Annotated in this window: 23 protein-coding genes and 1 tRNA gene; 12 read left to right on the top strand and 12 right to left on the bottom strand. The window is 63.9% G+C overall.

Features of this window, described 5'->3' with window-relative positions:
- Nucleotides 1-4 precede the first annotated feature (4 nt).
- The 9 genes from fdxH to tcuC (GCM43_RS02350) all read left to right on the top strand — a co-directional run bounded on the left by fdxH (nucleotide 5) and on the right by tcuC (GCM43_RS02350) (nucleotide 10741).
- Entirely contained in the window at nucleotides 5-919 is a 915-nt protein-coding gene (gene fdxH / locus GCM43_RS02390; protein ID WP_152241882.1) for a formate dehydrogenase subunit beta, read from the top strand.
- On the top strand, nucleotides 916-1584 hold the full coding sequence (locus GCM43_RS02385) for a formate dehydrogenase subunit gamma (RefSeq protein ID WP_152241881.1): 669 nt from the start codon (nucleotides 916-918) through the stop codon (nucleotides 1582-1584). Before fdxH ends, GCM43_RS02385 begins: the two co-directional genes overlap by 4 nt.
- Nucleotides 1585-1793: 209 nt before the next feature.
- Complete coding sequence (gene fdhE / locus GCM43_RS02380) at nucleotides 1794-2834, top strand: formate dehydrogenase accessory protein FdhE (protein ID WP_152241880.1); 1041 nt, start codon at nucleotides 1794-1796, stop codon at nucleotides 2832-2834.
- On the top strand, nucleotides 2834-4246 hold the full coding sequence (selA, locus tag GCM43_RS02375; RefSeq protein WP_152241879.1) for an L-seryl-tRNA(Sec) selenium transferase: 1413 nt from the start codon (nucleotides 2834-2836) through the stop codon (nucleotides 4244-4246). Before fdhE ends, selA begins: the two co-directional genes overlap by 1 nt.
- Nucleotides 4243-6192: a selenocysteine-specific translation elongation factor gene (gene selB / locus GCM43_RS02370; protein WP_152241878.1), complete on the top strand. Its 1950-nt coding sequence runs from the start codon at nucleotides 4243-4245 to the stop codon at nucleotides 6190-6192. The genes selA and selB overlap by 4 nt, the downstream gene beginning before the upstream one ends.
- Nucleotides 6189-7088: a LysR family transcriptional regulator gene (locus GCM43_RS02365; RefSeq protein WP_152241877.1), complete on the top strand. Its 900-nt coding sequence runs from the start codon at nucleotides 6189-6191 to the stop codon at nucleotides 7086-7088. Before selB ends, GCM43_RS02365 begins: the two co-directional genes overlap by 4 nt.
- Before the next feature lie 106 nt (nucleotides 7089-7194).
- Complete coding sequence (locus GCM43_RS02360; protein WP_152241876.1) at nucleotides 7195-7977, top strand: substrate-binding domain-containing protein; 783 nt, start codon at nucleotides 7195-7197, stop codon at nucleotides 7975-7977.
- 54 nt (nucleotides 7978-8031) lie between these two features.
- Nucleotides 8032-9351 carry an MFS transporter gene (gene tcuC / locus GCM43_RS02355; RefSeq protein WP_152241875.1) on the top strand — a complete coding sequence of 440 codons (1320 nt, stop codon included), beginning with the start codon at nucleotides 8032-8034 and terminating at the stop codon, nucleotides 9349-9351.
- A gap of 100 nt (nucleotides 9352-9451) precedes the next feature.
- Nucleotides 9452-10741: an MFS transporter gene (gene tcuC / locus GCM43_RS02350; RefSeq protein ID WP_152241874.1), complete on the top strand. Its 1290-nt coding sequence runs from the start codon at nucleotides 9452-9454 to the stop codon at nucleotides 10739-10741.
- 62 nt (nucleotides 10742-10803) lie between these two features.
- On the opposite strand, the gene GCM43_RS02345 is transcribed toward tcuC (GCM43_RS02350), so the two are convergent.
- The 8 genes from GCM43_RS02345 to deoC form a co-directional block, all read right to left on the bottom strand.
- Nucleotides 10804-11841, bottom strand: a complete 1038-nt coding sequence (locus tag GCM43_RS02345; protein WP_152241873.1) for an ABC transporter permease — start codon at nucleotides 11839-11841, stop codon at nucleotides 10804-10806.
- Nucleotides 11838-13400 carry a sugar ABC transporter ATP-binding protein gene (locus GCM43_RS02340; protein ID WP_152241872.1) on the bottom strand — a complete coding sequence of 521 codons (1563 nt, stop codon included), beginning with the start codon at nucleotides 13398-13400 and terminating at the stop codon, nucleotides 11838-11840. The genes GCM43_RS02345 and GCM43_RS02340 overlap by 4 nt, the downstream gene beginning before the upstream one ends.
- A gap of 104 nt (nucleotides 13401-13504) precedes the next feature.
- The gene (locus tag GCM43_RS02335; protein WP_152241871.1) at nucleotides 13505-14515 is read right to left on the bottom strand and encodes a substrate-binding domain-containing protein; all 1011 of its coding nucleotides are present in this window, start codon (nucleotides 14513-14515) and stop codon (nucleotides 13505-13507) included.
- A 79-nt stretch (nucleotides 14516-14594) separates the two neighbouring features.
- Complete coding sequence (locus tag GCM43_RS02330) at nucleotides 14595-15590, bottom strand: ABC transporter permease (protein ID WP_152241870.1); 996 nt, start codon at nucleotides 15588-15590, stop codon at nucleotides 14595-14597.
- 32 nt (nucleotides 15591-15622) lie between these two features.
- Nucleotides 15623-16561, bottom strand: a complete 939-nt coding sequence (gene rbsK, locus GCM43_RS02325) for a ribokinase (RefSeq protein WP_152241869.1) — start codon at nucleotides 16559-16561, stop codon at nucleotides 15623-15625.
- 2 nt (nucleotides 16562-16563) lie between these two features.
- On the bottom strand, nucleotides 16564-17016 hold the full coding sequence (locus GCM43_RS02320; RefSeq protein WP_152241868.1) for an RbsD/FucU family protein: 453 nt from the start codon (nucleotides 17014-17016) through the stop codon (nucleotides 16564-16566).
- 238 nt (nucleotides 17017-17254) lie between these two features.
- Nucleotides 17255-19663 (bottom strand): aldehyde dehydrogenase family protein, encoded by a 2409-nt coding sequence (locus tag GCM43_RS02315; RefSeq protein WP_152241867.1) that lies wholly within the window; start codon nucleotides 19661-19663, stop codon nucleotides 17255-17257.
- A 5-nt stretch (nucleotides 19664-19668) separates the two neighbouring features.
- On the bottom strand, nucleotides 19669-20748 hold the full coding sequence (gene deoC / locus GCM43_RS02310; RefSeq protein ID WP_226929278.1) for a deoxyribose-phosphate aldolase: 1080 nt from the start codon (nucleotides 20746-20748) through the stop codon (nucleotides 19669-19671).
- Nucleotides 20749-21017: 269 nt separating this feature from the next.
- Here deoC and GCM43_RS02305 point away from each other — a divergent pair, with 269 nt between their 5' ends.
- The 3 genes from GCM43_RS02305 to GCM43_RS02295 all read left to right on the top strand — a co-directional run bounded on the left by GCM43_RS02305 (nucleotide 21018) and on the right by GCM43_RS02295 (nucleotide 22807).
- A complete protein-coding gene (locus GCM43_RS02305) occupies nucleotides 21018-21848 on the top strand; it encodes a DeoR/GlpR family DNA-binding transcription regulator (RefSeq protein WP_152241866.1) in 831 nt (276 codons plus the stop codon).
- Nucleotides 21849-21877: 29 nt separating this feature from the next.
- Nucleotides 21878-21973 (top strand) — tRNA-Sec (locus tag GCM43_RS02300).
- Between the two features lie 135 nt (nucleotides 21974-22108).
- Nucleotides 22109-22807, top strand: coding sequence for a substrate-binding periplasmic protein (locus tag GCM43_RS02295; RefSeq protein WP_152241865.1), 699 nt, complete (start codon nucleotides 22109-22111; stop codon nucleotides 22805-22807).
- On the opposite strand, the gene GCM43_RS02290 is transcribed toward GCM43_RS02295, so the two are convergent.
- The 4 genes from GCM43_RS02290 to GCM43_RS02275 are packed head-to-tail and all read right to left on the bottom strand — an operon-like array spanning nucleotide 22790 to nucleotide 25796.
- Complete coding sequence (locus GCM43_RS02290; protein WP_152241864.1) at nucleotides 22790-23530, bottom strand: GGDEF domain-containing protein; 741 nt, start codon at nucleotides 23528-23530, stop codon at nucleotides 22790-22792. The two genes, GCM43_RS02295 and GCM43_RS02290, sit on opposite strands and share 18 nt — an antisense overlap.
- Before the next feature lie 3 nt (nucleotides 23531-23533).
- The gene (locus GCM43_RS02285; RefSeq protein WP_152241863.1) at nucleotides 23534-23932 is read right to left on the bottom strand and encodes a DUF1987 domain-containing protein; all 399 of its coding nucleotides are present in this window, start codon (nucleotides 23930-23932) and stop codon (nucleotides 23534-23536) included.
- A gap of 23 nt (nucleotides 23933-23955) precedes the next feature.
- Complete coding sequence (locus tag GCM43_RS02280) at nucleotides 23956-24513, bottom strand: SiaB family protein kinase (RefSeq protein WP_152241862.1); 558 nt, start codon at nucleotides 24511-24513, stop codon at nucleotides 23956-23958.
- A 50-nt stretch (nucleotides 24514-24563) separates the two neighbouring features.
- A complete protein-coding gene (locus GCM43_RS02275; protein ID WP_193315507.1) occupies nucleotides 24564-25796 on the bottom strand; it encodes a SpoIIE family protein phosphatase in 1233 nt (410 codons plus the stop codon).
- Nucleotides 25797-25838: the final 42 nt, after the last annotated feature.

Here is a 25838-nt window from a genome sequence, read left to right as displayed (position 1 = left end):
AATAATGGCACTGCAATCGTTAGACATCAAGCGCCTGTCCGCCACCACCGTCACGCCGCCCCAGGCGAGGACGCCGGTGACCGGTACCGTGGCCAAGCTGATCGATGTATCCAAATGCATCGGCTGCAAGGCCTGCCAGACGGCCTGTATGGAATGGAACGACCTGCGCGATGAAGTCGGTGAGAATCACGGCACCTACGACAATCCGACCGACCTGTCGCCGCAATCGTGGACGGTGATGCGTTTTACCGAGCATGAAAGCAACGACGGCAACCTCGAGTGGTTGATCCGCAAGGACGGCTGCATGCACTGCGAGGACCCGGGCTGCCTGAAGGCCTGTCCGGCGCCGGGCGCCATCGTGCAGTACACCAACGGCATCGTCGACTTCCATCAGGAAAACTGCATCGGCTGTGGCTACTGCGTGGCCGGCTGTCCTTTCGATGTGCCGCGCATCTCGAAAAAGGACGACCGCGCCTACAAGTGCACGCTGTGCTCGGACCGCGTGGCCGTCGGCCAGGAACCGGCCTGCGTGAAAACCTGTCCGACCGGCGCCATCGTGTTCGGCACCAAGGAAGACATGAAGGTGCATGCGGAAGAGCGCATCGTCGACCTGAAGTCGCGCGGCTTCGAGAACGCAGGGCTGTACGACCCGGCTGGCGTGGGTGGCACGCACGTGATGTATGTGCTGCACCATGCCGACAAGCCGACGCTGTACGCCAACCTGCCGAACCGTCCGCGCATCAGTCCGATGGTGGGCTTCTGGAAGGGCTGGGCCAAGCCGCTGGCCGTAGCCGGCATGGCGGCAACGGCGCTGGCCGGTTTCTTCCATTACACGCGTGTCGGTCCGAACGAAGTGTCGAAGGATGAAGAGGCCGAAGCACTGGCAGAGGCCCGGCGCATCCGCGAGGAGCAATCATGAGCCACCAACATGACGATCACAAGCTGCGTGACAAGGACGGCAATCCCCTGATTGAACGCTACAAGCCCAATGAGCGCACCAATCACTGGATCACGGCGATTACCTTCGTGATGCTGGCGCTGTCGGGCCTGGCGATGTTCCATCCGTCGATGTCGTGGCTGGCGCTGCTGTTTGGCGGCGGCCAGTGGACGCGCATTTTGCATCCGTTTGCCGGCCTGGTGATGTTTGTCTCGTTTGCGATCCTGGTGGTGCGCTTCTGGCACCATAACAAGTTCGAGGATGGCGACAGGCAGTGGTTGAAGCAGATGGACGATGTGCTCAACAACCGCGAAGAAAAGCTTCCGAAGATCGGCAAATACAACGCCGGCCAGAAGATCCTGTTTTTCGTGCTGCTGTTCTGCATGTGCGGCCTGCTGTTGTCAGGCATCGTGATCTGGCGCGCGTATTTTGCGTTCTACTTCCCGATTCCCGTCATCCGCGCCGCCGCCTTGCTGCACTCGATCTGTGCCTTCGGCATTATCTGCGCCATCATCGTGCATATCTATGCGGCGCTGTGGGTCAAGGGCTCGATCGGCGCCATGGTGCGCGGCACCGTCACGTACGGCTGGGCGCGCAAGCACCATCCGAAGTGGTTTGAAGCGGTGATGCGCAACGAAAAGCACTGATTGTCTTAACCCTACTGCAAAAGTCAGGGTAGGTCGGATTAGCCGGAACGGCGTAATCCGACAATTGGCAGCTGATATGGTCGGATTACGCCGCTACGCGACCTGCGCGTCCCGGCTAATCCGACCTACTTGGTTGCCAAGAGCTTTGCGGCTGGCGATAGCCGTATCGATTAAAATACTTTATCGCCCTTTTTTTGATGGGAACCCCAGTGGTACAACGTATCCTACAGCCAGGTGAAATCGAAGGCCTGGACCACAACGCCATTCCGCGCCTGCTGCTGCCGCAGCCAAAGTCCTTGTTTGCTGCGCGCGCGCTGCGCCTGCGCGAACTGGCGCAAGGCAATATCAAGGGCATCCCGGTCGACGCCGGCATGCAGGGCTATCTGGTGCTGATGGCCGCGCTGGCCGACGCCCAGGCTGCCGTGGTGGACAAGCTGGCGCCGGGCAGCGTGCCCAGCGCTGATGCCGACGCGCTGCGCCGCGCCATGTCGCACCGCATGCCGGTGCTGCCGGTCAATGGCGCCCGCCCACCGGTCTGGCGCAGCATTTTCAGCAGCCTGCTCGATGAGCTGGCCGCCACTGCCGCCAAAACGCCGGCGCTGGCCACGGGCCTGAACCAGGTGCTGGCGCAACTGCGCGCGCTCGATGAAGCGGCGCTCGATGCCTGCGCCGACGCCGTGCTCGATGAAAACGGCGACCATATCAATCCGATGCACGCACCGTTCGTGGCGGCCGCGCTGCAGGTACTGTGGTCGACTGCCGCCAGCGAACTGCGCGCCACGCGCGTGCCGGACCTGGACACCGGCGCGCTGTGCCCGGTCTGCGGCTCGCATCCGGTAGCGAGCGTGATTCGCATCGGCGGCCAGTCGCAAGGCTATCGCTATCTGCACTGCGGTATCTGCGAAAGCGAATGGCATATGGTGCGCGTGAAGTGCTCGACCTGCGAGCAGAACGGCAAGATCGCCTACCAGGGCCTGGACCTGGCCGGCGCCGCGCCGTTCGACCCGGTCGCAGCCAAGGACGAAGCACTGCCCAACAAGGCCAACGATCCGAAAAAGGTAGCGCGCGCCGAAACCTGCGACGACTGCCATACCTACCGCAAGGTATTCAACCAGGAACATGACTACAACGTCGACCCGCTGGCTGACGACCTGGCCAGCCTGATGCTCGATTTGCTGGTGGGCGAAGCCGGCTACCAGCGCGCCAGCGGCAATCCGCTGCTGTGGCTGGGCAAGGGAGAAGGCGCCTGATGAAGACTGTGCCGTCCGTGCAGACTGTACGCTTGCCGTCCGTCGACCGCATCCTGGGCGACGCCGCCTGCGCAGCGCTGATTGCGCAGTATGGCCGCGCGCAGACGCTCGACGCCGCACGTGCGCTGCTGGCCAGCCTGCGTGCAGCCATGCTGGCCGGCACCCAGGCGCCGCTGGAACTGAGCGAGATTGCAGCGCAACTGGCACAGCAGTTGCAGGCGCAGTCGCGCTCGTCGCTGCGCGCCGTATTCAATCTGACAGGCACGGTGCTGCACACCAACCTGGGGCGCGCGCTGCTGCCTGACGCGGCCGTGCAAGCCGTGGTCGAAGCGCTGCAGTGGCCGATGAACCTGGAATTCGATCTCGAGACCGGTAAGCGCGGCGACCGCGACGACCTGGTCGAAGAACTGCTGCGCGAACTGACGGGGGCCGAAGCGGCCACCATCGTCAACAACAATGCCGCCGCGGTGCTGCTGATGTTGAATACGCTGGCGCAGAACAAAGAGGTGATCGTCTCGCGTGGCGAACTGGTGGAAATCGGCGGCGCCTTTCGCATTCCCGACGTGATGACGCGCGCCGGCGCAGTGCTGCGCGAAGTGGGCAGCACCAACCGCACCCACCGCGCCGACTATGCCAATGGCATCAATGAAAACACCGCTTTGCTGATGAAGGTCCATTGCAGCAATTACGCCATTACCGGCTTTACCAAAAGCGTGGAGCTGGACGAACTGGTGCCGCTGGCGGCCGAGCATGGCGTGGCCACGGCGGTGGACCTGGGCAGCGGCACACTGGTCGACCTGGCGCAATATGGTCTGCCGCATGAAACCACGGTGCGCGAGACGATTGCCGCCGGTGCCGACCTGGTCACCTTCAGCGGCGACAAGCTGCTCGGCGGTCCGCAGTGCGGCGTGATCGTCGGCCGCGCCGATCTGATTGCGAAAATCAAGCGCAATCCGCTGAAGCGCGCGCTGCGCGTCGGCAAGCTGACGCTGGCCGCTCTGGAGCCGGTGCTGCAGCTCTATCGCGCGCCCGACCTGTTGGCCGAACGCTTGACCACCTTGCGCTTGCTGACACGCCCGTCCAGCGCCATGCGCGCCCAGGCGCAGGAGATCGCACCGCAGCTGCAGCAGGTGCTGGGCGACAGCTACGCCGTCACAGCCGAGGCGATGCTGAGCCAGATTGGCAGCGGCGCCTTGCCGGTCGACCAGTTGCCGAGCTTTGGCCTGGCCGTGCGGGCCACTGCCAGCTGCCGCATCGGCAATGCGCTGGGCGTGCTCGAACAGCGCCTGCGCGGCTTGGCCATGCCTGTCATCGGGCGCATCGGCCAGGATACGCTGTGGCTCGATCTGCGCTGCCTGGAAAGCGCTCACCACGATCGCTTCGTGGCGCAATTGGCGCAACTGCAGTCATGATTGTCGGCACCGCAGGCCATATCGACCATGGCAAGACCACACTGACGCGCGCGCTGACGGGCGTGCATACCGACCGCCTGAAGGAAGAGCAGGCGCGCGGCATTTCCATCGAACTTGGCTACGCCTATCTGCCGCTGGCCAATGGCACGGTGCTGGGCGTAATCGATGTGCCGGGCCATGAAAAATTTATCCGCACCATGGCTTCGGGCGTGACCGGCATCGACTTTGCGCTGCTGGTGGTGGCGGCTGACGACGGCGTGATGCCGCAAACGCGCGAACATCTGGCCATCTTGCGCCTGCTGGGCGTGGCGCGCGGCGCCGTGGCTTTGACCAAGGTGGACCGCGCCGACAGCGCGCGCGTGGCGCAGGTTACGCGCGACATCACGGCGCTGCTGGCCGATACCGCGTTTGCCGGTGCGCCTGTGTTCCCTACCAGCGCGCAAAACGATGGCGACCCGGGTGTGGCCGCCTTGCTGGCGCACCTGACGCAAGTGGCCGGCACGCTGCCCGAGCGTGACGAGCGCCGGCTGTTCCGCCTAGGCGTGGACCGCGTATTTTCGCTGTCGGGGCAGGGCACCATTGTCACCGGCACGGCGCTGGCCGGCCGCGCGCAGGTGGGCGATACGGTAGTGCTGGCGCCAGGCGGCTTGGACGCGCGCGTGCGCAGCATCCATGCGCAGAACCGCGCTGCCGACAGCGGCCTGGCCGGCCAGCGCCTGGCGCTGAACCTGGCCGGTATTGCCAAAGAAAAGATCGAACGCGGCAACTGGGTGGTCGCGCCCGAACTGGCGCAGTGCTCCGAGCGCATCGATGTCGAACTGACGCTGCTGCCCGATTGCGCCGTGCAGCTGAAAGCCTGGTCGCCGCTGCATGTGCATCTGGGGGCGGCGCACCAGCTGGCGCGCGCCGTGATGCTCGATGGCGACAGCCTGTCGCCAGGCCAGACGGGCCGCGTGCAGCTGGTGTTCGAGGCGCCTTTGCATGCGGTGCCAGGCGACCGCTTCGTGGTGCGCAATGCGCAGGCCACGCAGACCATCGGCGGTGGCATGGTGCTCGATCCGTTCGGGCCGGCGCGCAAGCGGCGCAGCCCGGCGCGCCTGGCCTGGCTCGATGCGCTGGCCGCTTTTATCGCGCACGGCGACACCGGCGCGCTGCTGGCGCAAAGCCCGCTGGGCCTGCGCGAGTCGCTGCTGGTGCGCCTGTCGCTGCTGCCGGCAGGCGCCATCGTGCTGCCGTCGGACACGCGCCGTATTGCCCTGCGCGGCGATGATGCCTTGCTGCTGACGCCGCAGGCGCTGGCCGCGCTGGAGGAACGTGTGCTGGCCGCCCTGGCCGCCTTCCACGCGCGCGCGCCCGACGAAGCGGGGCCGGAACTGTGGCGCTTGAAGCGCATTGTCGACGCCGAGATGGAAGACGGCTTGTGGAGCGCGCTCGTTGGTGGCCTGCTGGCCGACGCACGCGTGCTGGCGCTGGGCGCCAGCCTGCATCTGCCCGAGCACAGCGTGGCGCTGAGCGAGCAGGAGCAGGCGCAAGTCGCGCCGTTGCTGGCAGCCTTGCAGGCCGGTCGCTACGATCCGCCGTGGACGCGCGACCTGGCGCGCGAGTTTGCCATCAGCGAAGACGAGACGCGCCGTCTGCTGCGCAAGCTGGCCAAGGCCGGCCAGATCAGCCAGGTGGTGCACGACCTGTTCTACCATCCGCAGGCGCTGGCCGAGCTGGCGCAGCTGGTGCGCGACCTGGCCGCGCAGGCAGAAAGCCACGCGGCGCTGCCAGCCGGCTCGGGCGCGGTCGGTGCGGCGCAATTTCGCGATGCCACTGGCCTGGGGCGCAAGCGGGCAATCCAGGTGCTGGAGTTTTTTGACCGCGTCGGCTACACGCGGCGCGTTGGCAACGGTCACTTGCTGCGGCCACAGGTACAGTGGTCCTACACAGCGGCACCGGCATGAACCAGCTGCGCTTTGATCTTGGCGACCTGCAGGCGATGGTGGCGGTGGTGGACAAGGGCGGCTTTCGCGCTGCCGCCAGTGCGCTGCACCTGTCGCAGCCGGCGCTGTCGCGGCGCATCGCCAAGCTCGAAGAAGCGCTCAATGTACAGCTGTTCGAGCGCACCACGCGTCGCGTCGCGCTGACACTGGTCGGACGCGAATTTTTTGCGAGGGCGGTTGAAATTCTCGATAACGTGGAGCGCTCGCTGCACAAGATCAGCGATATCTCGCTCACGCATTTCGGCCAGGTGACCATCGCCTGCGTGCCGTCAGTGGCGCATAATTTTTTGCCGCCTATCCTGCAGCGCTTCAATGCAGCCTTGCCCGGCATTCGCATTCGCGTGGCCGACGAAGGTGCGCACGACGTATTGAACCTGGTGGCCCGCGGCGACGCCGATTTCGGCGTCAACTTCCTTGGCGCCAGCGAGGCCGGCATCGATTTCGAGCCGATTATCCGCGAGCAGTTCGTGCTGGCCTGTCTGCCCGGCCATCCGCTGGCCGCGCGCGAGACGGTCAGCTGGGACGATATCAGCGGCTATCCCTACATGACCGTGGCCAAGTCCAGCGGCAACCGCAAGGTGCTCGATGAGGCGATGGCGCCGGCCGAGCGGCGGCCGCAGTCGTATATCGAGGTGCGCCATGTCTCGACGCTGCTCGAACTGGTGGCATCAGGCCTCGGTATTGCGGTGGTGCCGCAGTTGTCGATGCCGGCCAGGGGAGGGCTGCGCGCGGTGCCGCTGGCAGGGTCAGGCATCGAGCGCACGCTGGGCGTGATACGCCGCACAGGCCGCGTGTTTGCGCCTGCCGCGCAGCACCTGTACGAGGAAATCAAGGCAACGCTGGCGGCATTGCAGTAATTGATGTGTTTGCCGCATCAATGCTGAGGTTTTTTGCATTTTACTTTATCAATGCCACTTCTGATAATGGTTCCATAAAAACCGTAGCCATTATCAGGAGATCGTCATGCAGTTCCCCCTAGCCCGCGCGTGTGCGCTGTTGCTGTCCGTGCTCGTGCTGGCTGCGCCCGCGCTGAAAGCCGAAGAAATCAATGTCATGAACTCGGGCGGCTTCAGCGCCGCCTACAAGGCCCTGCTGCCGCGCTATGAGCAGGCCAGCGGCGACACCCTGCATACCGCTTGGGGTCCTTCGATGGGCGTGGCGCCCGAAGCAATACCGGTACGCCTGTCGCGCGGCGAGCCGGCCGATGTCGTCATTATGGTCGGCTACGCGCTCGACAAACTGATCGCGCAGGGCGTCGTCGATCCGGCCAGCCGCACCGACCTGGCCGATTCGCGCATCGGCATGGTGGTGCGCAAGGGTGCGTCGGTACCCGATATTTCCACCGTCGACGCACTGCGCAAGGCCATCGTGCAGGCCGATTCGATCGCCTATTCCGACAGCGCCAGCGGCGTCTATATCGAACGTGAAATGCTCAGCAAGCTCGATATCGAGACGCTGGTCAAGCCGCGTGCGCACATGGTGCAGAAAACGCCTGTGGCCGAACTGGTGGCGGCAGGGCGCTATACGCTGGGCTTCCAGCAGGTCAGCGAAGTGCTGCCGATTGCCGGCATCACCTTTGTCGGCCGCCTGCCCGAAGCGGTGCAAAGCGTGACCCGCTTTGCCGCCGGCATTCCCTATTCGGCCGCCCATCCGGCTGCCGCGCGCAAGCTGATCAGCTTTCTCGCCTCCCCCAAAGCCCGCGATGCGGTCGTTGCCAGCGGTCTCGATCCGCTGCCGGCCAACTGATACTGATACGCCCCTTTATCCTGCGCCGCCAGCGTGCGGCAGAGAGAGATTCAAATGACTGCCATTTCAAAGGCCGCGCCGTCGCGCGCCGGCATGGTGCTGCGTGTGACCAGCGGCAATTTCATGGAAATGTTCGACTTTTTCCTGTTCGGCTTTTACGCCACCGCCATTTCAAAAGCGTTTTTCCCGTCCGATAACGAAGTCATTTCGCTGATGATGACGCTGATGACCTTTGGCGCCGGCTTCCTGATGCGCCCATTGGGGGCCGTGATCCTTGGCGCCTACGTCGACCGGGTTGGCCGGCGCAAGGGGCTGATCGTTACGCTGGGGCTGATGGCGCTTGGTACGGTGCTGATCGCCTGCGTGCCCGGCTACGCCACCATCGGCGTGCTGGCGCCGGTACTGGTGCTGATCGGGCGCCTGTTGCAGGGCTTTTCGGCCGGCGCCGAACTCGGTGGCGTGTCGGTCTACCTGGCCGAGATGGCCACGCCGGGACGCAAAGGCTTTTATGTCAGCTGGCAGTCGGCCAGCCAGCAGGTGGCCATTGTGGTCGCCGCAGCCCTGGGCTATGGCCTGAACCAGATACTGAGCGCCAGCGAGATGAGTGACTGGGGCTGGCGCATTCCGTTCTTTATCGGCTGCATGATCGTGCCCATTTTGTTCGTGATTCGCCGCACGCTGCAGGAAACCGAAGAATTTCAGCAACGCAAGCACCGCCCCGAACTCAAAGCAATCCTGCGCTCGATGCTCGACAACTGGCGCCTGGTACTGGCCGGCGCCATGCTGGTGGCGCTGACCACGGTGTCGTTTTACCTGATCACCATCTATACGCCGACCTTCGGCAAGACCGTACTCAAACTGAGCACCACCGACAGCCTGATCGTCACCTTGTGCGTAGGCGTATCGAACTTTTTCTGGCTGCCGGTCATGGGTGCGCTGTCGGATCGTGTCGGACGCCGTCCGTTGCTGCTGTGTTTTTCGGTGCTGGCCATCCTGACGGCCTACCCGGCGATGCACTGGCTGGTACAGGCACCGAGCTTTGGCAAGATGCTGGGCGTGGAACTGTGGCTGTCGTTTGTCTATGCGAGCTTTAACGGCGCCATGGTGGTGGCGCTGACCGAAGTGATGCCGGTCGAGGTGCGCACCACCGGCTTCTCGCTGGCCTACAGCCTGGCCACGGCCATTTTCGGCGGCTTTACGCCGGCCATTGCCACCAGCCTGATTGCCAGTTCCGGCGACAAGGCTTCGCCAGCGCTGTGGCTGACCTTTGCCGCCGTATGCAGCCTGGGCGCGGCGCTGTACCTGTATCGCCAGCCGGCGGTACGCCAAACTGCCATGGCTGGCGTGCCGGGGGCGCACGGCAAGGCCATATAACCGGCAGGCAGGCAGCTCGCCAGCGCTCTTTTCCACAAGCCGCTATCATCTTGTTTCGATATCGGCGCCGCCGCCGCGCGGCAGAAAAGAGAGACTCAAGATGACTGCCACCCAGACTGCCAAGGCCCAGTCGCAGACCAGTATGGTGCTGCGTGTGACGAGCGGAAACTTCATGGAAATGTACGACTTTTTCCTGTTCGGTTTCTACGCCACCGCGATTGCCCAGGCCTTTTTCCCTTCGCACAGCCAGGTCACGTCGCTGATGCTGACCCTGATGACGTTTGGCGCCGGCTTTCTGATGCGCCCCCTGGGCGCGATTTTCCTCGGCGCCTATGTCGACCGCGTGGGCCGGCGCAAAGGCCTGATCGTCACGCTGGCGCTGATGGCCGTCAGCACTGTGCTGGTGGCCTGCGTGCCCGGCTACGATACCATCGGCATATTGGCACCGATCCTGGTGCTGATCGGGCGCCTGCTGCAGGGTTTCTCGGCCGGCGCCGAACTTGGCGGCGTGTCGGTCTACCTGGCCGAGATGGCCACGCCGGGGCGCAAGGGCTTTTATGTCAGCTGGCAGTCGGCCAGCCAGCAGGTGGCCATTATCGCCGCCGCAGGTCTGGGATTCGGCCTAAACCAGGCTTTCAGCCCGGCCGAAATGACCAGCTGGGGCTGGCGCATCCCGTTCTTTATCGGCTGCCTGATCGTGCCAATCCTGTTCGTGCTGCGCAGCCATCTGCAGGAAACCGAAGAATTCAAACAGCGCAAGCACCGCCCCGACCTGCAGGCGATCCTGCGTTCGATGCTGGCCAACTGGCCGATGGTGCTGGCCGGCGCCATGCTGGTGGCGCTCACCACCGTGTCGTTTTACCTCATTACGGTCTATACGCCGACCTTTGGCAAAACCGTGCTCAAGCTCAGCACCACCGACAGCCTGATGGTGACCCTGTGCGTGGGCGTATCGAACTTTTTCTGGCTGCCGGTGATGGGTGCACTGTCGGACCGCGTCGGGCGCCGTCCTTTGCTGCTGTGCTTTTCGGCGCTGGCCATCATCACGGCCTATCCGGCGCTGCACTGGCTGGTGCAGTCACCGAGCTTTGCGCGCATGCTCAGCGTGGAATTGTGGCTGTCATTTGTCTACGCCAGCTATAACGGCGCAATGGTGGTGGCCCTGACCGAAGTGATGCCGATGGAAGTACGCACCACCGGTTTCTCGCTGGCCTACAGCCTGGCCACGGCCATTTTCGGCGGCTTTACGCCGGCCATTGCCACGGCCCTGATCGAAGACACCGGTAACAAGGCGTCACCGGCGTTCTGGCTCACGCTGGCCGGCGTGTGCAGCCTGGCTGCGACCTTGTATCTGTATCGTGGAAAAGGCAGCAAGGCAGCGCTGGCGTAGGTCGGATTAGGCCCATCGGGCCGTAATCCGACAACATTGTTGGCGTCAGCGGTGTTGTCGTATTACGACGCCCGCTTGCTGGCAAACACCGCACCAGCAACCACGATAAACGTGCCGACAATGACTTTCTGCCAAGTGCTTGGTACGCCAGCGAGAATGAGCACGTTGTTGATCAGGGTGACCAGCAGCACGCCCAGCAAAGTGCCGCTGACAGTGCCGCTGCCGCCGGTAATGCGCGCGCCACCGAGGATCACGGCGGCGATCACGTCAAGCTCCATGCCGACCAGGTCGAACGGGTTGGCCAGGCGCGTGCTCGAGACGTGCACGATGCCGGCCAGACCGGCCAGAAAACCGGCATAGCCGAACACGAACAGATGCACGGTGCGCAGCTTGTAGCCGAGGCGTTCGGCAATCGACAGGCTGCCGCCGATCGCATACACGGCGCGGCCCATCAGCGTGCGGTTGAGCAGCCACCAGGTCAGCGCAGCAGCCGCCACCAGCACCAGCACGGTGGCCGGCAGTACCGCATGCACGCCGGTGGCCGTATCGTGGCGCCAGATGGCCAGCTTGCCGAAGGCGTCCATCGGCTGTGGCACGTTCATGAAGAACACCGTGCCGATAAAGGTCAGCAAAATACCGCGGAACAGATACTGGGTGCCGATGGTGACGATCAGCGATGGTGCTTTCAGCCAGTCGACCAGCAGGCCGTTCAAGACGCCCAGCAGCGTGCCACCGGCAGCGCCGGCCACCAGGATGATGGCCATATGCGTTTCCGGGAACTTCGTCATCACCAGCTTGGTAATGCCGTACATGGTCAGCGCTGCAATCGCCGCAAACGACACGTCGATGCCGCCGGCAGCGAGCACGATCATCACGCCCAGTGCAAATAGCCCCAGCACGGTACAGGCGCGCACGATGTCGAACGCCATCGCCAGCTGGAAGAACTGCGGATTGATGGCGCCGACCACCAGGCACAGCACGATAATGAGCGCCAGCGTAAACAATTGCGGGTGACGCGCCAGGCGCTGGCGCAGCGTGACTTTGGGGGCGCCGACATCGGCCGGCGCGGCGTAATTGCGGGTCATCGTGCTGCTGTTCATGAAGCCACCTTGCTGGTTTGATCGGAGATAAGGGCGTGGTACAGCGTTTCTTCTTCCAGTCCTTCGGCGTCAAAAACGTTGGCGATGCGGCCCTTACGCATCATCACGATACGGTCGCAGTTCTGCAGCAGTTCCGGCAGGTCGTCGCTGACCAGCAGCACCGCCAGGCCGTCTTCGGCCAGGCGCTGGACGATGCGGTAGATGATGTCTTTCGAGCCCACGTCCACACCCACCGTCGGGCCGTGCAGGATCAGCACGCGCGGGGCAATCGCCAGCCAGCGCCCGATCAGCACGCGCTGCTGGTTGCCGCCGGACAGCGACTGCACCGGGCGGTCAACATCCGGGGTCGCGATCTGCAGATCCTTGACCGTGCTTTCGGCCAGCGCCTGCGCGCGGCGGGCGTCCAGCGCACCAAAGCGCGAGCGCAGGGTGTTCAACACCGTGGTAATAATGTTTTCGCGGATCGATTTGTCGAGGAACAGGCCTTCACTGAGGCGGTCTTCCGGCACGTAGCCGATGCGCTGGGCAATCGCGTCGTTCGGGTTGCGCAGCGTGATGTGCTGGCCGTCGAGGAAAATCTCGCCACTGTCGGCCGGCTGCACGCCGGCCAGCGCCAGCGCCAGTTCATTGCGGCCCGAATCGAGCAGGCCGGTAATGCCGAGAATTTCGCCTTTGTGCAGCGTCAGGTCAACGCCGGAGAAATAGCCGCGCCGGCCCAGGCCCTTGATGCGCAGCAGCTCGCCGTCGCCGTGCGAGCGCTGGCGATAGCGGCCGCCATCGAGATTCTTGCCGGTCATGGCGTGCGCCAGTTCGGCCTTGGTGTAGTTGGCAATCGGGCCTTGCGTGACCTTGCTGCCGTCGCGGAAAACAATCGCCTGGCCACCGATGGCGTAGCACTCGTCTAACTTGTGGCTGACGAACAGCACTGCCACGCCCTGGGCGCGCAGGCCTTCGATCACCGATATCAGGTTGTCGACTTCCTTCTGGGTGAGCGAGGTGGTCGGCTCATCCATGATGACCATTTTGGCGCTGGTGGCCACCGCGCGCGCAATCGCCAGCAGCTGGCGCGTGGCGATCGGCAGTTCATCGGCGCGGGTGGACAGGAAGTGCGGATCGGATGGCAGGCCGACGGCTGCCAGCGCACGCGCGGCGGTGGCGTTGACGGCATGGCGGTCGAAGCGGCGCGCCAGGCGGCCATTGCCGGCCACCAGCTGCTCGCTCAGGGCCACGTTTTCAGCCACGCTCATATTGGGCAGCAGCGACAGGTCCTGGTACACGGTCTCGATGCCGAGCGCCAGCGACTGCAGCGGCGTCAGCGCGTCGTGCGGCTGGCCGTTGATGCTGATGCGCCCTTCGCTGGGAGCGTGGGCGCCGGAAATGATCTTGATAAGGGTGCTCTTGCCGCAGCCGTTTTCGCCCAGCAAGTGATAAATTTCGCCAGCTTCGATGGTCAGGTCGACGCCGCGCAGCGCATGCACGCCGGCGTAGCGCTTGTGGATGCCTTCGAGCTGCAAAAAAACCTTCGGCGTGGCCGCCGGATTTTGGGTGGTACTGGTCATGAATCGATTCTTTCTGCGATAAGCGATGCCGCACACGGCCGGCGTGCGATAGGCGTTGCCGCACGCCGCGGGCGCCTGATGGCGCCAGCGGCGTGCTCAGTTACTTAGAACGCGTACTTTTTGTAGTTGGATTTATCGACTTCGACCCACGCCTTGCCGGTAACGATAATGCCCACGCCAGGGCCTTTTTTCACGGTGACCGCGTTGTAGCCCGGTACGCCCATGTCCATGCCGTTGGTGATGGTTTTGCCCTGAATGAGCATCAGCGCTGCCTTGTTCATCATGATGCCGGCGTCTTTCGGATCCCAGAAAGCGATACCGCCTACGGCGCCCGATTCAAGAAACTTGGCCGCTTCGCTCGGCAGGCCGGTGCCGTACACGCAGATTTTGCCGGTCAGGCCAGCTTCTTCGATGGCGCGGCCGATGCCCAGCACGTCGAGCGAGGACGAACCCTGGAAGCCTTTGATATCCGGGTGCTTGCGCAGGATTTCCTTGGCTTTGCCGTAAGCTTTTTCAGCGTCGTTGGCGGTCTCGTTTTTCGCGTCGACCAGCACCATTTTCGGATACTTCTTGGCGTTGTTGGCGCCGCCGTCAGCCCACTGCACTTGCGACTGGCTACCCAGAGAGCCCAGCAGGGACGACCATTTGCCGGACTTGCCCATGCACTCGGCCAGGCGTTCGTTCAGGCGCGCGCCGTAGGCGGTGTTGTCGAAGGCTTCGATGTCGACCAGGGTGTTTTTCTGGTTGTCCGCTTCATGCGTGACAACCTTGATGCCGCGGTCGAGTGCGCGTTTCAGTACGGGTTCGAGCGTCAGCGGGTCCATCGAGACGACGGCAATTGCGTCGACCTTCTTGGCCACCAGGTCTTCCACCAGGCGTTGCTGTTGAGCCGCGTCCGACTGCGCCGGGCCGATCTGGCGTGCATTGACCACGCCCGGATTGGCTGCGCCAAACTCCTTGACGCCCACTTCCATGCGATTGAACCAGCTCATGCCGGTGATTTTTACAACCGTGACGATATCGACCGGCTTTTTATTTTGTGCGTGCAGTACGCCGGCAACCGTGAGGGAGCCGATGGCAACGATGGCAGCGGCGCAGGTGGTTTTCTTGAACATGTTTGTCTCCATACCCTCTTTATTGATTGTTCGCTGACCCAGGAGGGGACTGGATCAGCGTGCGCTGGGGTGGTATTGATTAACCCTTGCGCGGTGAGAAAAAACGGTAGTCACTCAGATTGATACGGGCCGAAGCCAGGAAGCACAGCAGCAGCAAACCCCAGGCGCAATCGCGGAAGAAGTTCGAGATATCGAGCAGGTTGAATGTGCTCGACAGCAGCTGCAGCGCGGTGGCCGAGAAGAACAGGCAGACCATGCGGCCATAGCCGCCTTGCGGACGCACCCCGGCCATCACCGCCACCAGGATGGCGATCAGCAGGTAGGAGCTGCCGTAGTCGGCTTTCACGCTGGCCGTGCGGGCGGCGATGATCACGCCGGCCAGGCCGGCCAGCAGGCCCGAAATGGCATAGGTGGCCACCAGCATGCGCGCGCCGGGAATGCCGGCATAGCGCGCTGCCTTGGCATTGGTGCCGAGCAAAAACAGGCGGATGCCGAACGGGCTGAAACGTAGCAGCCAGCCGATTGCCAGCAGCACCACCATAAAGATGATGAACGGGATCGGCACGCCCAGCAGATTCTCGTTACCGAGCATCGACATCGGCTCCGCGCCGGCCAGGCGTACGCTCGAGCCTTTGCTCAATACCACGGCGGCGCCGGTAAAGATCAGCTGCGTGCCGAGCGTACACAGGATCGGCGTCAGGCCCACGCCGGCAATCAGCCAGCCGTTGAGCAGGCCGCCGATCACGCCGGTGGCCAGCGCCACCAGGATAAAGGCCAGCGTATAGCCCCAGGGCGAGGCGTCGGCATCGACCACCAGCGGCACGATGGTCGCGGCGACAACGCCGGCCAGGTTGGCCATGCCCAGCACCGACAGGTCGATGCCGCCGTTACCGGCAATCATGGCCAGCGAGACGCCGATGGCCAGCAGAGCCAGTTCAGGCAACTGGCTGGCCATCGACTGGAAGTTGTAGACGTCGAGGAAGTCGCCGTGCGACAGCACGCTGGCCGCAAGCAAAATCAGGACATTGATACCCACCAGGAAGTTAAGCTGTGGGTCGGAAAACTGGCGCTTCATGCTGACTCCAAAAATAAACGGAAAAACCTGGCTCAGGCGCGTGCCAGCAGTGCGTCAACCTCGGCGCGTTTGGGCATCGACGGGGCGGTGCCGGCGCGCGTGACCGAAATGGCGGCCAGCGCTGCGGCAAAGCGGGCCGCTTCGCGTGGCGTGGCGCCTTCTGCCAACGCTGCTGCAAAGCCGCCATTGAACGCATCGCCGGCGCCGGTTGTTTCCAGTACCGGCCCGGCATTGAACGGCGCGATCAGCACCGATTCGCTGGCGCTGTGCAGCAGTGCGCCTTGCGAGCCAAGCGTAATGAGAGCGCAGCCGACGCCACGTGCAAGAAAAGCATCGCCGGCGGCGCGCGCTTGTTCCAGGTTGGTGACGGGCAGGCCGGTCAGGATCGCCGCTTCGTGCTCGTTGGGGGTAATGAAGTCGCACAGCGGATAGACGGCGTCGTCAAACGCCACTGCCGGTGCCGGATTGAACACCGTGGTGGTGCCGGCGGCGCGGGCGATCTGCAGGGCGCGCAGGGCAGCGTCGGCAGGCTGCTCGAGCTGGGTGACAAACACGCGCGCAGCGGCAATCGCGTCACTGGCTGCTTCCACGTCGGCCACGCCGATCAGGCTGGCCGCGCCCGAGACCACGATAATGGCGTTGTCACCGTTTTTCTCGTTCAGGTAGATGAAGGCTGCGCCGGTCGGATGGGTGTCGACCTGTTTGACGCGCGGCGTGATGCCGTCGGCGCGCCACAGCGCCAGCGCATTGTCGGCAAAGCTGTCCTGGCCCAGGGTGCTGATAAAGGTCACCTCGGCGCCGGCGCGCGCTGCCGCCACGGCCTGGTTGGAGCCTTTGCCGCCCGGGCCCATGGCAAAGCCGGAGCCGGCAATGGTCTGGCCCACGCCGGGCATGTGCGCGGCGCGAAAAGCCAGGTCGGCTACATAGATGCCGAGGATCGCGACGCCGCGTCCTGCTTGAACGGCGCCCATGATCAGGCCTCAGGGGCGATCACGCCCTTTTTGAAGATGAAGCAGCCGTAGAAACGGCGCTCGCCGGTGGCGATCACGCAGTAAGCTTTGCGCGCCACATCGTAAAAATCAAAGCGTTCGATCGAGCCCAGGATGCGCTCGCGTCCTTCGGCCTGGTTGATTTCGATCTGTACTTCCTGCTGCACCGGCAGCACATTGTCCGGTTCGCCCACCACCTCCATGCGGTGCGCGGCCACATCCACCGCCGTATCGAGCGCCATCACCGACAGGATGGCGCGCGCCGCTTCCCTGGTGCCGACGCCGTCGATGCGCAGCACCTTGCCCAGCACCGTCTGGCGGGCAACAGAGTCGGCGGGGAAGTTGGCGTCACACAGCACCAGTTCATCGCCATGGCCCATGGCGCGCAGGGCGTACAGCACATCCGCATTCAACAGCGGGTCGATATGTTTCAACATTTTTGTCTCCAGACTTGTTATGCAATTGTTGCAGTGGTGTCTGCCAGATTGCCGCTCGTCGTCGGCTTGCCTGGCACTGCGTATATAAACCTTTTAACAGGTCGGTTAGCGTAGGTCGGATTAGCGCAGCGTAATCCGACGCAGCGTCGCGTAATCCTAATTAGCGCCGCGGGCTGTTGTCGGGTTACGCCGTTCCGGCTAACCCGACCTACCCCGACCTACTCCGATTTACCGTCCTTTATTCCCCGTACGGCACCCACACATTCTTGATCTGGGTGGCGTGGCGCAGCCAGGCCGGGCCTTCTGCAGCGATGTCGTCGTTCCAGTCGGTTGCAAGACCATAGTCTACCAACGTGCGCTTGAGGTTGCCGGTTGACAGGCGTTCGACCGTGGCCGACAGCGCCGCGTCGCCAAACGCCCACAGGGCGTCGACGTCGTCGTGCGCGGCGAGCGTGGCCAGCAGCGTGGCGGCGTCGCCGGTCACGATATTGATCACGCCGCCCGGCAGGTCCGACGTTTCCAGCACCTGGTAGAAATCGGTAGCGATCAGCGCATGGCGCGCGCTCGGCACGATCACCGAACGGTTGCCCATCGCCAGCAATGGCGCCAGCAGGCTGACAAACGACAGCAGTGGCGATTCGTCAGGGCAGACCACGCCGACCACGCCGATCGGCTCGACCATTGCCAGCGCGACGCCGCGCATTGGCGGCACGTGTACGGCGCCTTCGTATTTATCGGCCCAGGCGCCATAGGCGAACAGGCGGCTGATCGACTGGTCGACTTCTTTGGCGGCAGCCTCGTTCGATACACCGGTCAGGCTGGCAATGCGGCTGGCAAATTCGCCGGCGCGCGCCGACAGGTTCTCGGCCAGGTAGTACAGCGCCTGTGCGCGGCGGTGCGGCGTGCTGGCCGACCAGCTGGCGGCAGCATGCGCGGCAGCGACGGCGTTGCGGATATCCTTGCGGTTGCCCAGGCCGACTTCGCCAGCGAGCTTGCCGTTGGCGCCGAACACGCCCAGCGACTGCTCGCCGTCCGAACGGGCCTGCTTGCCGCCGACATACAGCTTGGCGGTGCGGTCGACCAGCGCAAAGCTGGCGCTGGTGGTGTCTGCGGCTTCGCTTTTGCCGGTGACGGCAGCAGCAGTAGCAGTAGCAGTAGCAGTGCGGGGCAAGCGCTGGGCCCAGGCGCGCGGTTTCAGGTATTCATAGCAGCCTTCGCGGCCGCCTTCGCGCCCGAAGCCCGATTCGCGCACGCCGCCAAAACCGACGCCGGCGTCAAACAGATTGGTCGAGTTGATCCATACCACGCCGGCTTTCAACGCTGGCACCACGGCCAGCGCCAGGCCGATGGTTTCGCTCCACACGCTGGCGGCCAGGCCGTAGCGCGAATTGTTGGCAATGGCCACCGCTTCATCGTGGGTGCGGAAGGTCATCGACACCAGTACCGGTCCGAAGATTTCTTCGTTGGCCACGGTGCTGGCCGGATGCACATTGGTCAGAAGGGTCGGTGCAAAGTAGCTGCCGCCGACCGGCAGCGAGATATCGGGCTGGAAGCAGGTTGCGCCTTCCTTCACGCCCAGCTCCACCAGTTTTTTCACGCGCTCGTGCTGCGACGGCGCGATCAAGGAGCCGATGTCGATGGTCTTGTCGAGCGGCGTACCGGCGCGCAAGTGGCCCATGCGGCGTTTCAGGCGTGCGTAGAAGTCCTGCGCAATGCCTTCCTGTACCAGCAGGCGCGCACCGGCGCAGCAGACCTGGCCCTGATTGAACCAGATGGCGTCAACCACGCCTTCGACGGCAGCGTCGATGTCGGCGTCGTCAAACACGATGAACGGCGACTTGCCGCCCAGTTCCAATGTGAGCGACTTGCCGCTGCCGGCGGTTTTTTCACGGATCAAGCGGCCCACGTCGGTCGAACCGGTAAAGGCGATCTTGTTGACGTCCGGGTGCGCCACGATGGCGGCACCGGTGGCGCCGTCGCCGGTCACCACGTTCAGTACGCCGGCCGGCAGGCCGGCTTGCGCGGCCAGTTCGGCAAACAGCAGCGCTGACAGCGGCGTGAATTCGGCTGGCTTCAATACCACCGTATTGCCCAGCGCCAGCGCCGGAGCGATTTTCCATGCCAGCATCAACAGCGGAAAGTTCCACGGCACGATCTGGCCGATCACGCCCACCGGCACCTGGTCGGCAAATTCGCGTTCCTGCAGTTGCGCCCAGCCGGCGTGGTGGTAGAAGTGACGCGCTACCAGCGGCACGTCGATATCGCGCGTTTCGCGGATCGGCTTGCCATTGTCGAGTGCTTCGACGACGGCAAACAGGCGGGCGTGGCGCTGCACCATGCGCGCCAGCGCATACAGATGGCGGGCGCGCGCATGGCCGCCAATGGCGAACCAGTTTTCCTGTGCGGCGCGGGCGGCGCTGACGGCAGCGTCGACGTCGGCCTGGGTGCCTTGCGCAATGCGTGCCAGCGGCTTGCCGGTGGCCGGTTCATTGGTGTCGAACAGGGTGCTCGACGCGGCAGGCGTAAAGGCGCCGTTGATGAAGTGGCCGAAGCCGTCGCTGTGGCGCGCCAGCCAGGCGCGTGCGTCGGTGTCGCTTTCAGGGGCAGGGCCGTAGTCCATGGTATCGAAATAGTGTGTAACGCTCATATGAATTATCCGATCGCGTGGCGGTGGAAAGCCGAGTAACGGCCGGTAACGTGGTGTTCAAGCTGGCGTTCGATATCGGCCAGCAGCGAGGAGGCGCCGATGCGGAACAGGTCCGGTTCGAGCCACTCGCGGCCCAGTTCTTCCTTCATCAGGATCTGGTAGTTGAGAATGTCCTTGGCGGCCGAGACGCCGCCGGCCGGCTTGTAGCCGACCTTGTAGCCGGTGCGTTCCTGGTACTGGCGGATCATGCGCAGCATGATCAGGGTCACCAGCGGGGTGGCGTTGACGCCTTCCTTGCCGGTCGAGGTCTTGATAAAGTCGGCGCCGGCCATCATGCAGATCATCGAGGCCTTGGCCACGTTGCGCATGGTTTTCAGTTCGCCGGTGGCCAGGATGGCTTTCACGTGCGCTTCGCCGCACGCTACACGGAAGTCGCGCATTTCGGCGTACAGGGCTTTCCAGTTGCCGGTCAATACGTGCTCACGCGTGATGACGATATCGATTTCGCTGGCGCCATCGTGCACCGACGCTTCGATTTCCTTCAGTTTCAGGTCGTGCGGGATCAGGCCAGCCGGAAAACCGGTCGACACGGCCGCCACCGGAATGCCGCTGCCGGCCAGTGCTTCCACGGCGGTCGCCACATAGCGGTGATACACGCAGATGGCGCCCGTATGCAGCGTGCGCTCGCCAAAGCCCAGCGCGTCGAGCAGGTCCTGGCGCACCGGCATGATGGCCTTGGCGCAGAGGCGCTTGACGCGTTCGGTGGTGTCGTCGCCGGACAAAGTGGTCAGGTCGATGCAGCTGATGGCTTTGAGCAGCCAGGCAGCCTGCGCGTCCTTTTTCACCGAGCGGCGGCCAGGCAGGGTGGCCACGCGGCGCTCGGCGGCCGACAGGTTGACGCGGATGTCATCGAACCAGCTGCTGTCGAAAGGTACGCCGGGATTGCGGGCGTGGCCGTGGCTGCTGGCAGCTGCGCCAGGCGTGGCCGGCAGCACGATGGAAGACGGTTCGGCAGCAGTGGCTGCGGGCTCGCTGCGCGGCCGGGCGGCTGCGGCAACGCGCGGTGATTTGGAAGTAGTGGTCATGGTTGGGGCGCCGCCGCGCAAGGCTGCGCGGGCAGGTCAGTGGGATGGTGGGCGGTAAACATTGCAGTCGTGTCTCCGTGAACGCTAGGGCGTTTCCTTGTGGTTTTGTGGTCTGTCGAACCTGAGTAACATCTCGGTAGCATTCGGCGCCACAATTTTATGTTACGCCAATAACATTTGTGAGCGCAACTACTTTTTTCTAATAACATAAAGATTTTCTGCTGTTACAATTCATGCTTCATGATTTGATCAAGAGTGAAAGCAAACCCATGCGCAATACCGTGCGAATGACAGCCGGCGCAAAGGCGCGCCAATTGCGGCTCGAACGTATGCAGGCCCTGATCGGCAATTCCGGTCCGGCCTTGCTGAGCCGCGTCGCCGAATTGCTGGGCGTGACCGAAATGACGATACGCCGCGACCTTGCTGTGGCGGGATCACCACTGTCCTGCCTGGGCGGATATGTTCTGGAAGCAACATTGCCGGCCAGCTCGGAGCAATATGTGCTGGCCGAAGAAATCGACCACCACACCGTGCGCAAGCGCCTGGCCTGCCAGCGCGCCGCCGCCATGGTGGAAGAGGGCGACAGCCTGTTTATCGACTGCGGCACCACCATGCTGCATTTTGCCGCTGCGCTGCCGCCCGACATTGCGCTGACCGTGGTGTGCTACTCGATGAACGTGGCTGACATCATCGGCAAGCGCGCCAATACCCAGCTGATCCTGCTGGGCGGGCTGTACCAGCCGTCTTCACTGACTTTTTACTCGGAAGAGTCGGTGCAGTACCTGGGCCGGCTGGGCGTCAACAAGGCCTTTATTTCGGCTGGCGGCGCCGATCCGGTACGCGGCGTCAGCTGCTCGCACTTCCATGAGGTGGCCACCAAGCAGGCAGCCATCCGCAGTGCGGCGCAAAGCATCCTGGTGGTCGATGAAAGCAAGCTGGGGCGTGTGCGCACAGCGTTTTTCAGCCCGCTCGACGTGTTTTCAAAGATTGTCGTCGGTGGTGAACCCGATAGCGAGCTCGCTGCCCAGTTCCAGGGCTGGCCGCTGGAGGTGGTGGCGGCGCCGGCAGCGGTGAGCGAACAGCGGTTTGGAAATATGTAGCGGCGTCGGTTATACTTGGCAGGCACCGCGGAAAGCACACTCATCCGGTGATGTGGCCGGGCTTCAAACCCGGTGGAGGGCGTCAGACGTTCTCCCGTAGGTTCGACTCCTGCTGTTTTCCGCCATCTTTCCCCGTTCCCGCCTGCCGTTTCCACGGTTGCCTTTTCCATTGCAGTGACAAGATAAGCCGGCGTTGAAAAAGCGGCATCAGGGTGCAAATGAAGCCAGGATACAGTTCAAGGACGTGTGCGTTCGCAATCATGGCGCTGCTGGCCGGCACTGCAGCGGCCGGGCCGCTGCGTATCGTCGGTGAAAACCTGCCGCCATCGAGCATGATGGATGGCGAGGTGGTGGTCGGACGCGAAACGGGCAAGGTGCGCGAGCTGCTGGCGCGCGCCGGCGTGGGCTACCAGATCACGCTGCTGCCCTGGAAGCGCGCCTATGCACAGGCGCTCGGCGAGCCGGATACCTGCATTTACGCCGCCACCCGCACCCCGGAGCGCGAAAAGCTGTTTCGCTGGATCGGTCCGCTCAACGAAGGGCAATGGATACTGTATGGGCTGGCGTCGCGCCGGCTGGTGGCGCAAAGCCTCGACGATGTGCGCGGCATGACCATCGGCACCTTGCTCGGCGATGCGCGCGACGACTATCTGCGTCAGCGCGGTTTTGACGTAGCGCCGGTCACGCAGGAGTGGCTCAATCCACAAAAGCTGATGATGGGGCGCATCGATTTGTGGGCGGTCGGCGTGGCCAGCGGCACGCGGCCGTTTGCCGGCAAGCCGTGGGAAGAGCAGGTGGTGCCGGTGCTGACCTTCAACCGCGTGCAGACCTATCTGGCCTGTAATCCTGGCGTGCCCGAAGCGCAGCTGCAGGCCATGCAGCGTGCCGTGACAGCCATGCGCCGTGACGGCAGCATGGCGCGCCACGACCAGGCAGCCAATTCAAGCTTCCAGCCATAGCCGCACACAGTTGCGGCCATCGCGCTTGGCCTGGTACAGCGCCTGGTCGGCATGGTTGTAGGCCGCTTCAAATGCGCTGCCGGCGCGGTTCCAGCTCACGCCCACGCTGACGGTGACGCTGCGCGAAATCGGTGAACAATGCTGATGCGCGCCGACGGCGTTGCAGATCTGCTGCCCGATGGCTGCAGCGTCTTCGCGCGAGGCAGTGGGCCACACCACGGAAAACTCCTCGCCGCCGACGCGGCCGATGGCCGTGTCGCTGCCCAGCACCTGCTTCAGGCAGCCCACCACGGCCTGGATCACGCTGTCACCGGCCGGGTGGCCGAAATCATCGTTGACCTGCTTGAACAGGTCGATATCGAGCACGATCAGCGCCATGTCTCCCTGCGTCAGGCAACGCTGTGCGCGCTCGATCAGGGCACCGCGATTGAGCGCGCCGGTCAGCGGGTCGTGGGTGGCGCGGTATTCGAGCTGGCCGGCCAGCGTCTGCAGTTCGCGGTTGAGCAGATGCATGTCGCGCTCGGCGCGGTCGCTGCGGCGGATCAGGCGGCGCGTCTCGCGCATCAGGCGCTCGTAATGGTTGATCAGTTCGCCCAGCATGCGGCGTTGCTGCGCACCCGATGCCGCGTCGTCGGCGTACATGCTGCGCGCGGCCGACAGCGCCGCCGCTTCCACGGTAAACAGATCGGCCTCGAGGCCGGCGTCATGCATCGGAGCGCCCATGGTCTACTCGCTGCGTACAGGGTGGTCGTGGAAATCGAGCGCCGTGAAGTCGAGCTGCAGCTCCTCGCCGAATTCGGCGATGGTGTCGTCGTCTTCGTCGTGGTACCAGTTCAGGCGCACGTGGTTGCCGTCGACAGCGGCCTGGTTGAGCGTGTCGAACAGCGTAAACAGCATCTTGGTGCTGGAGCTGTTGAAGTAGGCCAGCGACACGTGCACCGTGATCTGGGTGTCATGGCACGCTTCCACATAGTTGCGCACGGCGGCGATCAGCGGGCCGTAAAAGGCAGCCGCGTTCTCGGGGTAGGACTCGCCCTTGATCGACAGGGTGTGCTGCTCGAACCGGAAATCGATTTCGGGCGAACTGGGGGTGGCGGCAAGAAAAAGGGGGGACGGTAATTGCATATGCTTTCCTGGTTCGGCGCTTGTCAGATAATGGCTTTGATGCAGAAGATGGTGCTGCCGGGCTCCTGCGGGTCCTGGGCAAATTCGAATTCCAGCGGTTCGCTGGCGTCGCGCGCGAGCGTCAGAAAACCCAGGCCGGCGCCCTTGCTGTCGGCCGGCGTATCTTCGCGCAGGGCCTTGCGGTAGGCCAGGCGGATTTCTTCCATCGTCATGGTGTGCAGCGGCTCGAGCCGGCTGCCGATGCGCGCCACGTTTTCGGTCGACACCGGATTGGCACAGAGCAGGAAAAAGCTGTCGCCGCGGGTGCCGATGCAAAACGAGCCGCGCCGCATCTGCAGGTCGTCCTGGGCGTCCGGCGTCAGGCTGTCGGACGAATAGTGCATGATATTTTGCGACATCTCGATAAACGACGAGAAGATGCGCCGGCGCGTCGGACCGGCCGCACCGGCCGTGTCCAGGCGCGCCTTGATGGTTTCGGAAATGGCGCTGACCACGTGCTGCGAGAAGTAGCCGGCATAGAAAAAGATGATATTGCGCTTGCGCGCCACATCCCAAAACTCGTTAAATTCTTGATACAGCACGTGCGTGCTCCTGGCTGGCCGGTTGCCCGGCGGGTTGAGTAAAGAATTGTCTACAGGCGGAAGCAGAAAAAAGTCAGGTCGTCGCGGCGCGGCTGCGGGCCCTGCCAGGCGGCCATGTCGTGCAGCAGCGCAGCAGCGACCTCGCTGGCCGGCGAGCCCTGGCGCAGCAGCAGTTGCTCGCGCATGCGCCGCTTGCCGTAGGCGATATCGCGCGCACCGCCAATCTGGTCGAGCAGGCCGTCGGTGGTCAGGAACAGCAGGCTGCCCGGCTGGGCGTCGACCACTTCGCTGCGCCAGGCATGGTCAAACGGTGTATCGACATAGCCCACGCCCATGCGCGCGCCCTCGATGGCGCGCACCGCGTCCGCGCCCGGCTCGACGATATACAGCGCCTGCTTGGCGCCGGCGTAGTGCAGGCTGGCGCTGGCGGCGTCATAGCTGAGAAAGGCGCAGTCCATGCCGTCGTTGGAAGTGGTGCCGCTGGCCGCGTCGGCGCTGCCGTCCTGGCCCAGCAAGGTCTTGATGGCGCGACTGACGGCGCCGATCAGGGCGGCCGGATCGCCATGCCCCAGCTCGCGCAGCGCCTGGCTCAGGGCCGATGAGGCGATCAGCGTCATGAAGGCGCCTGGCACGCCATGGCCGGTGCAGTCGGCCAGCGCGGCAAACCAGCCGCCGGCATGGCGCTCGAAAAAGTAGAAGTCGCCGCCGACCACGTCGCGCGGCTGCCATTCGAGGTGGGCGTCGGGCAGGCTGGCGCGCAGTTCGGCGTCGGAGCTGCGCAGCAGCGCGCGCTGGATCACGCTGGCGTAGTCGATGCTGTGCATGATCTGGCGGTTTTTTTCGGCCTGCATGGTAGCCACCACGTTCATCAGCTGCAGGCCGAAACCGACGCCGGCCAGCACGCCGTTGTCGGTAATGATGAAACCGTCGGCCAGCGCCTTTTCGCCGGCTTCGACGGCGCGGAAGGTCAGGTCCTCGATGCTCATGGCGGCGTCGACGATCAGCGGTTCCTTGTCCATGAAGGCGATGCAGCTTTTCTTGCCATACACTTCGTGATAGAAGGGCTTGGACATCTGTGACATAAAGATATTGCGGCTGATCAGGCCGATCGGGCGCTGCTGTTCGGTGACGGGCAAGCTCATCATGTCGCGCCGTTCCATAAACAATTCCAATACGGCGAAATTGCTGTCGTCCGCCTGCACCGACTCCGTGGCAATGCACAGGTCGGCAGCGATGGACGAGCGATAACGGGGAAGATGCAATCGAGAGGCGTTGAACTCCACGGGCGGCTACCTTTACATGACGGTCGGCGCCTTGTTGCTCCA

It is taken from the genome of Janthinobacterium aquaticum (assembly GCF_009208565.1).
Taxonomy (GTDB): domain Bacteria; phylum Pseudomonadota; class Gammaproteobacteria; order Burkholderiales; family Burkholderiaceae_D; genus Janthinobacterium.
The sequence above is the reverse complement of the archived record's forward strand: the minus strand, read 5'-3'. Positions and strand labels throughout refer to the sequence as shown.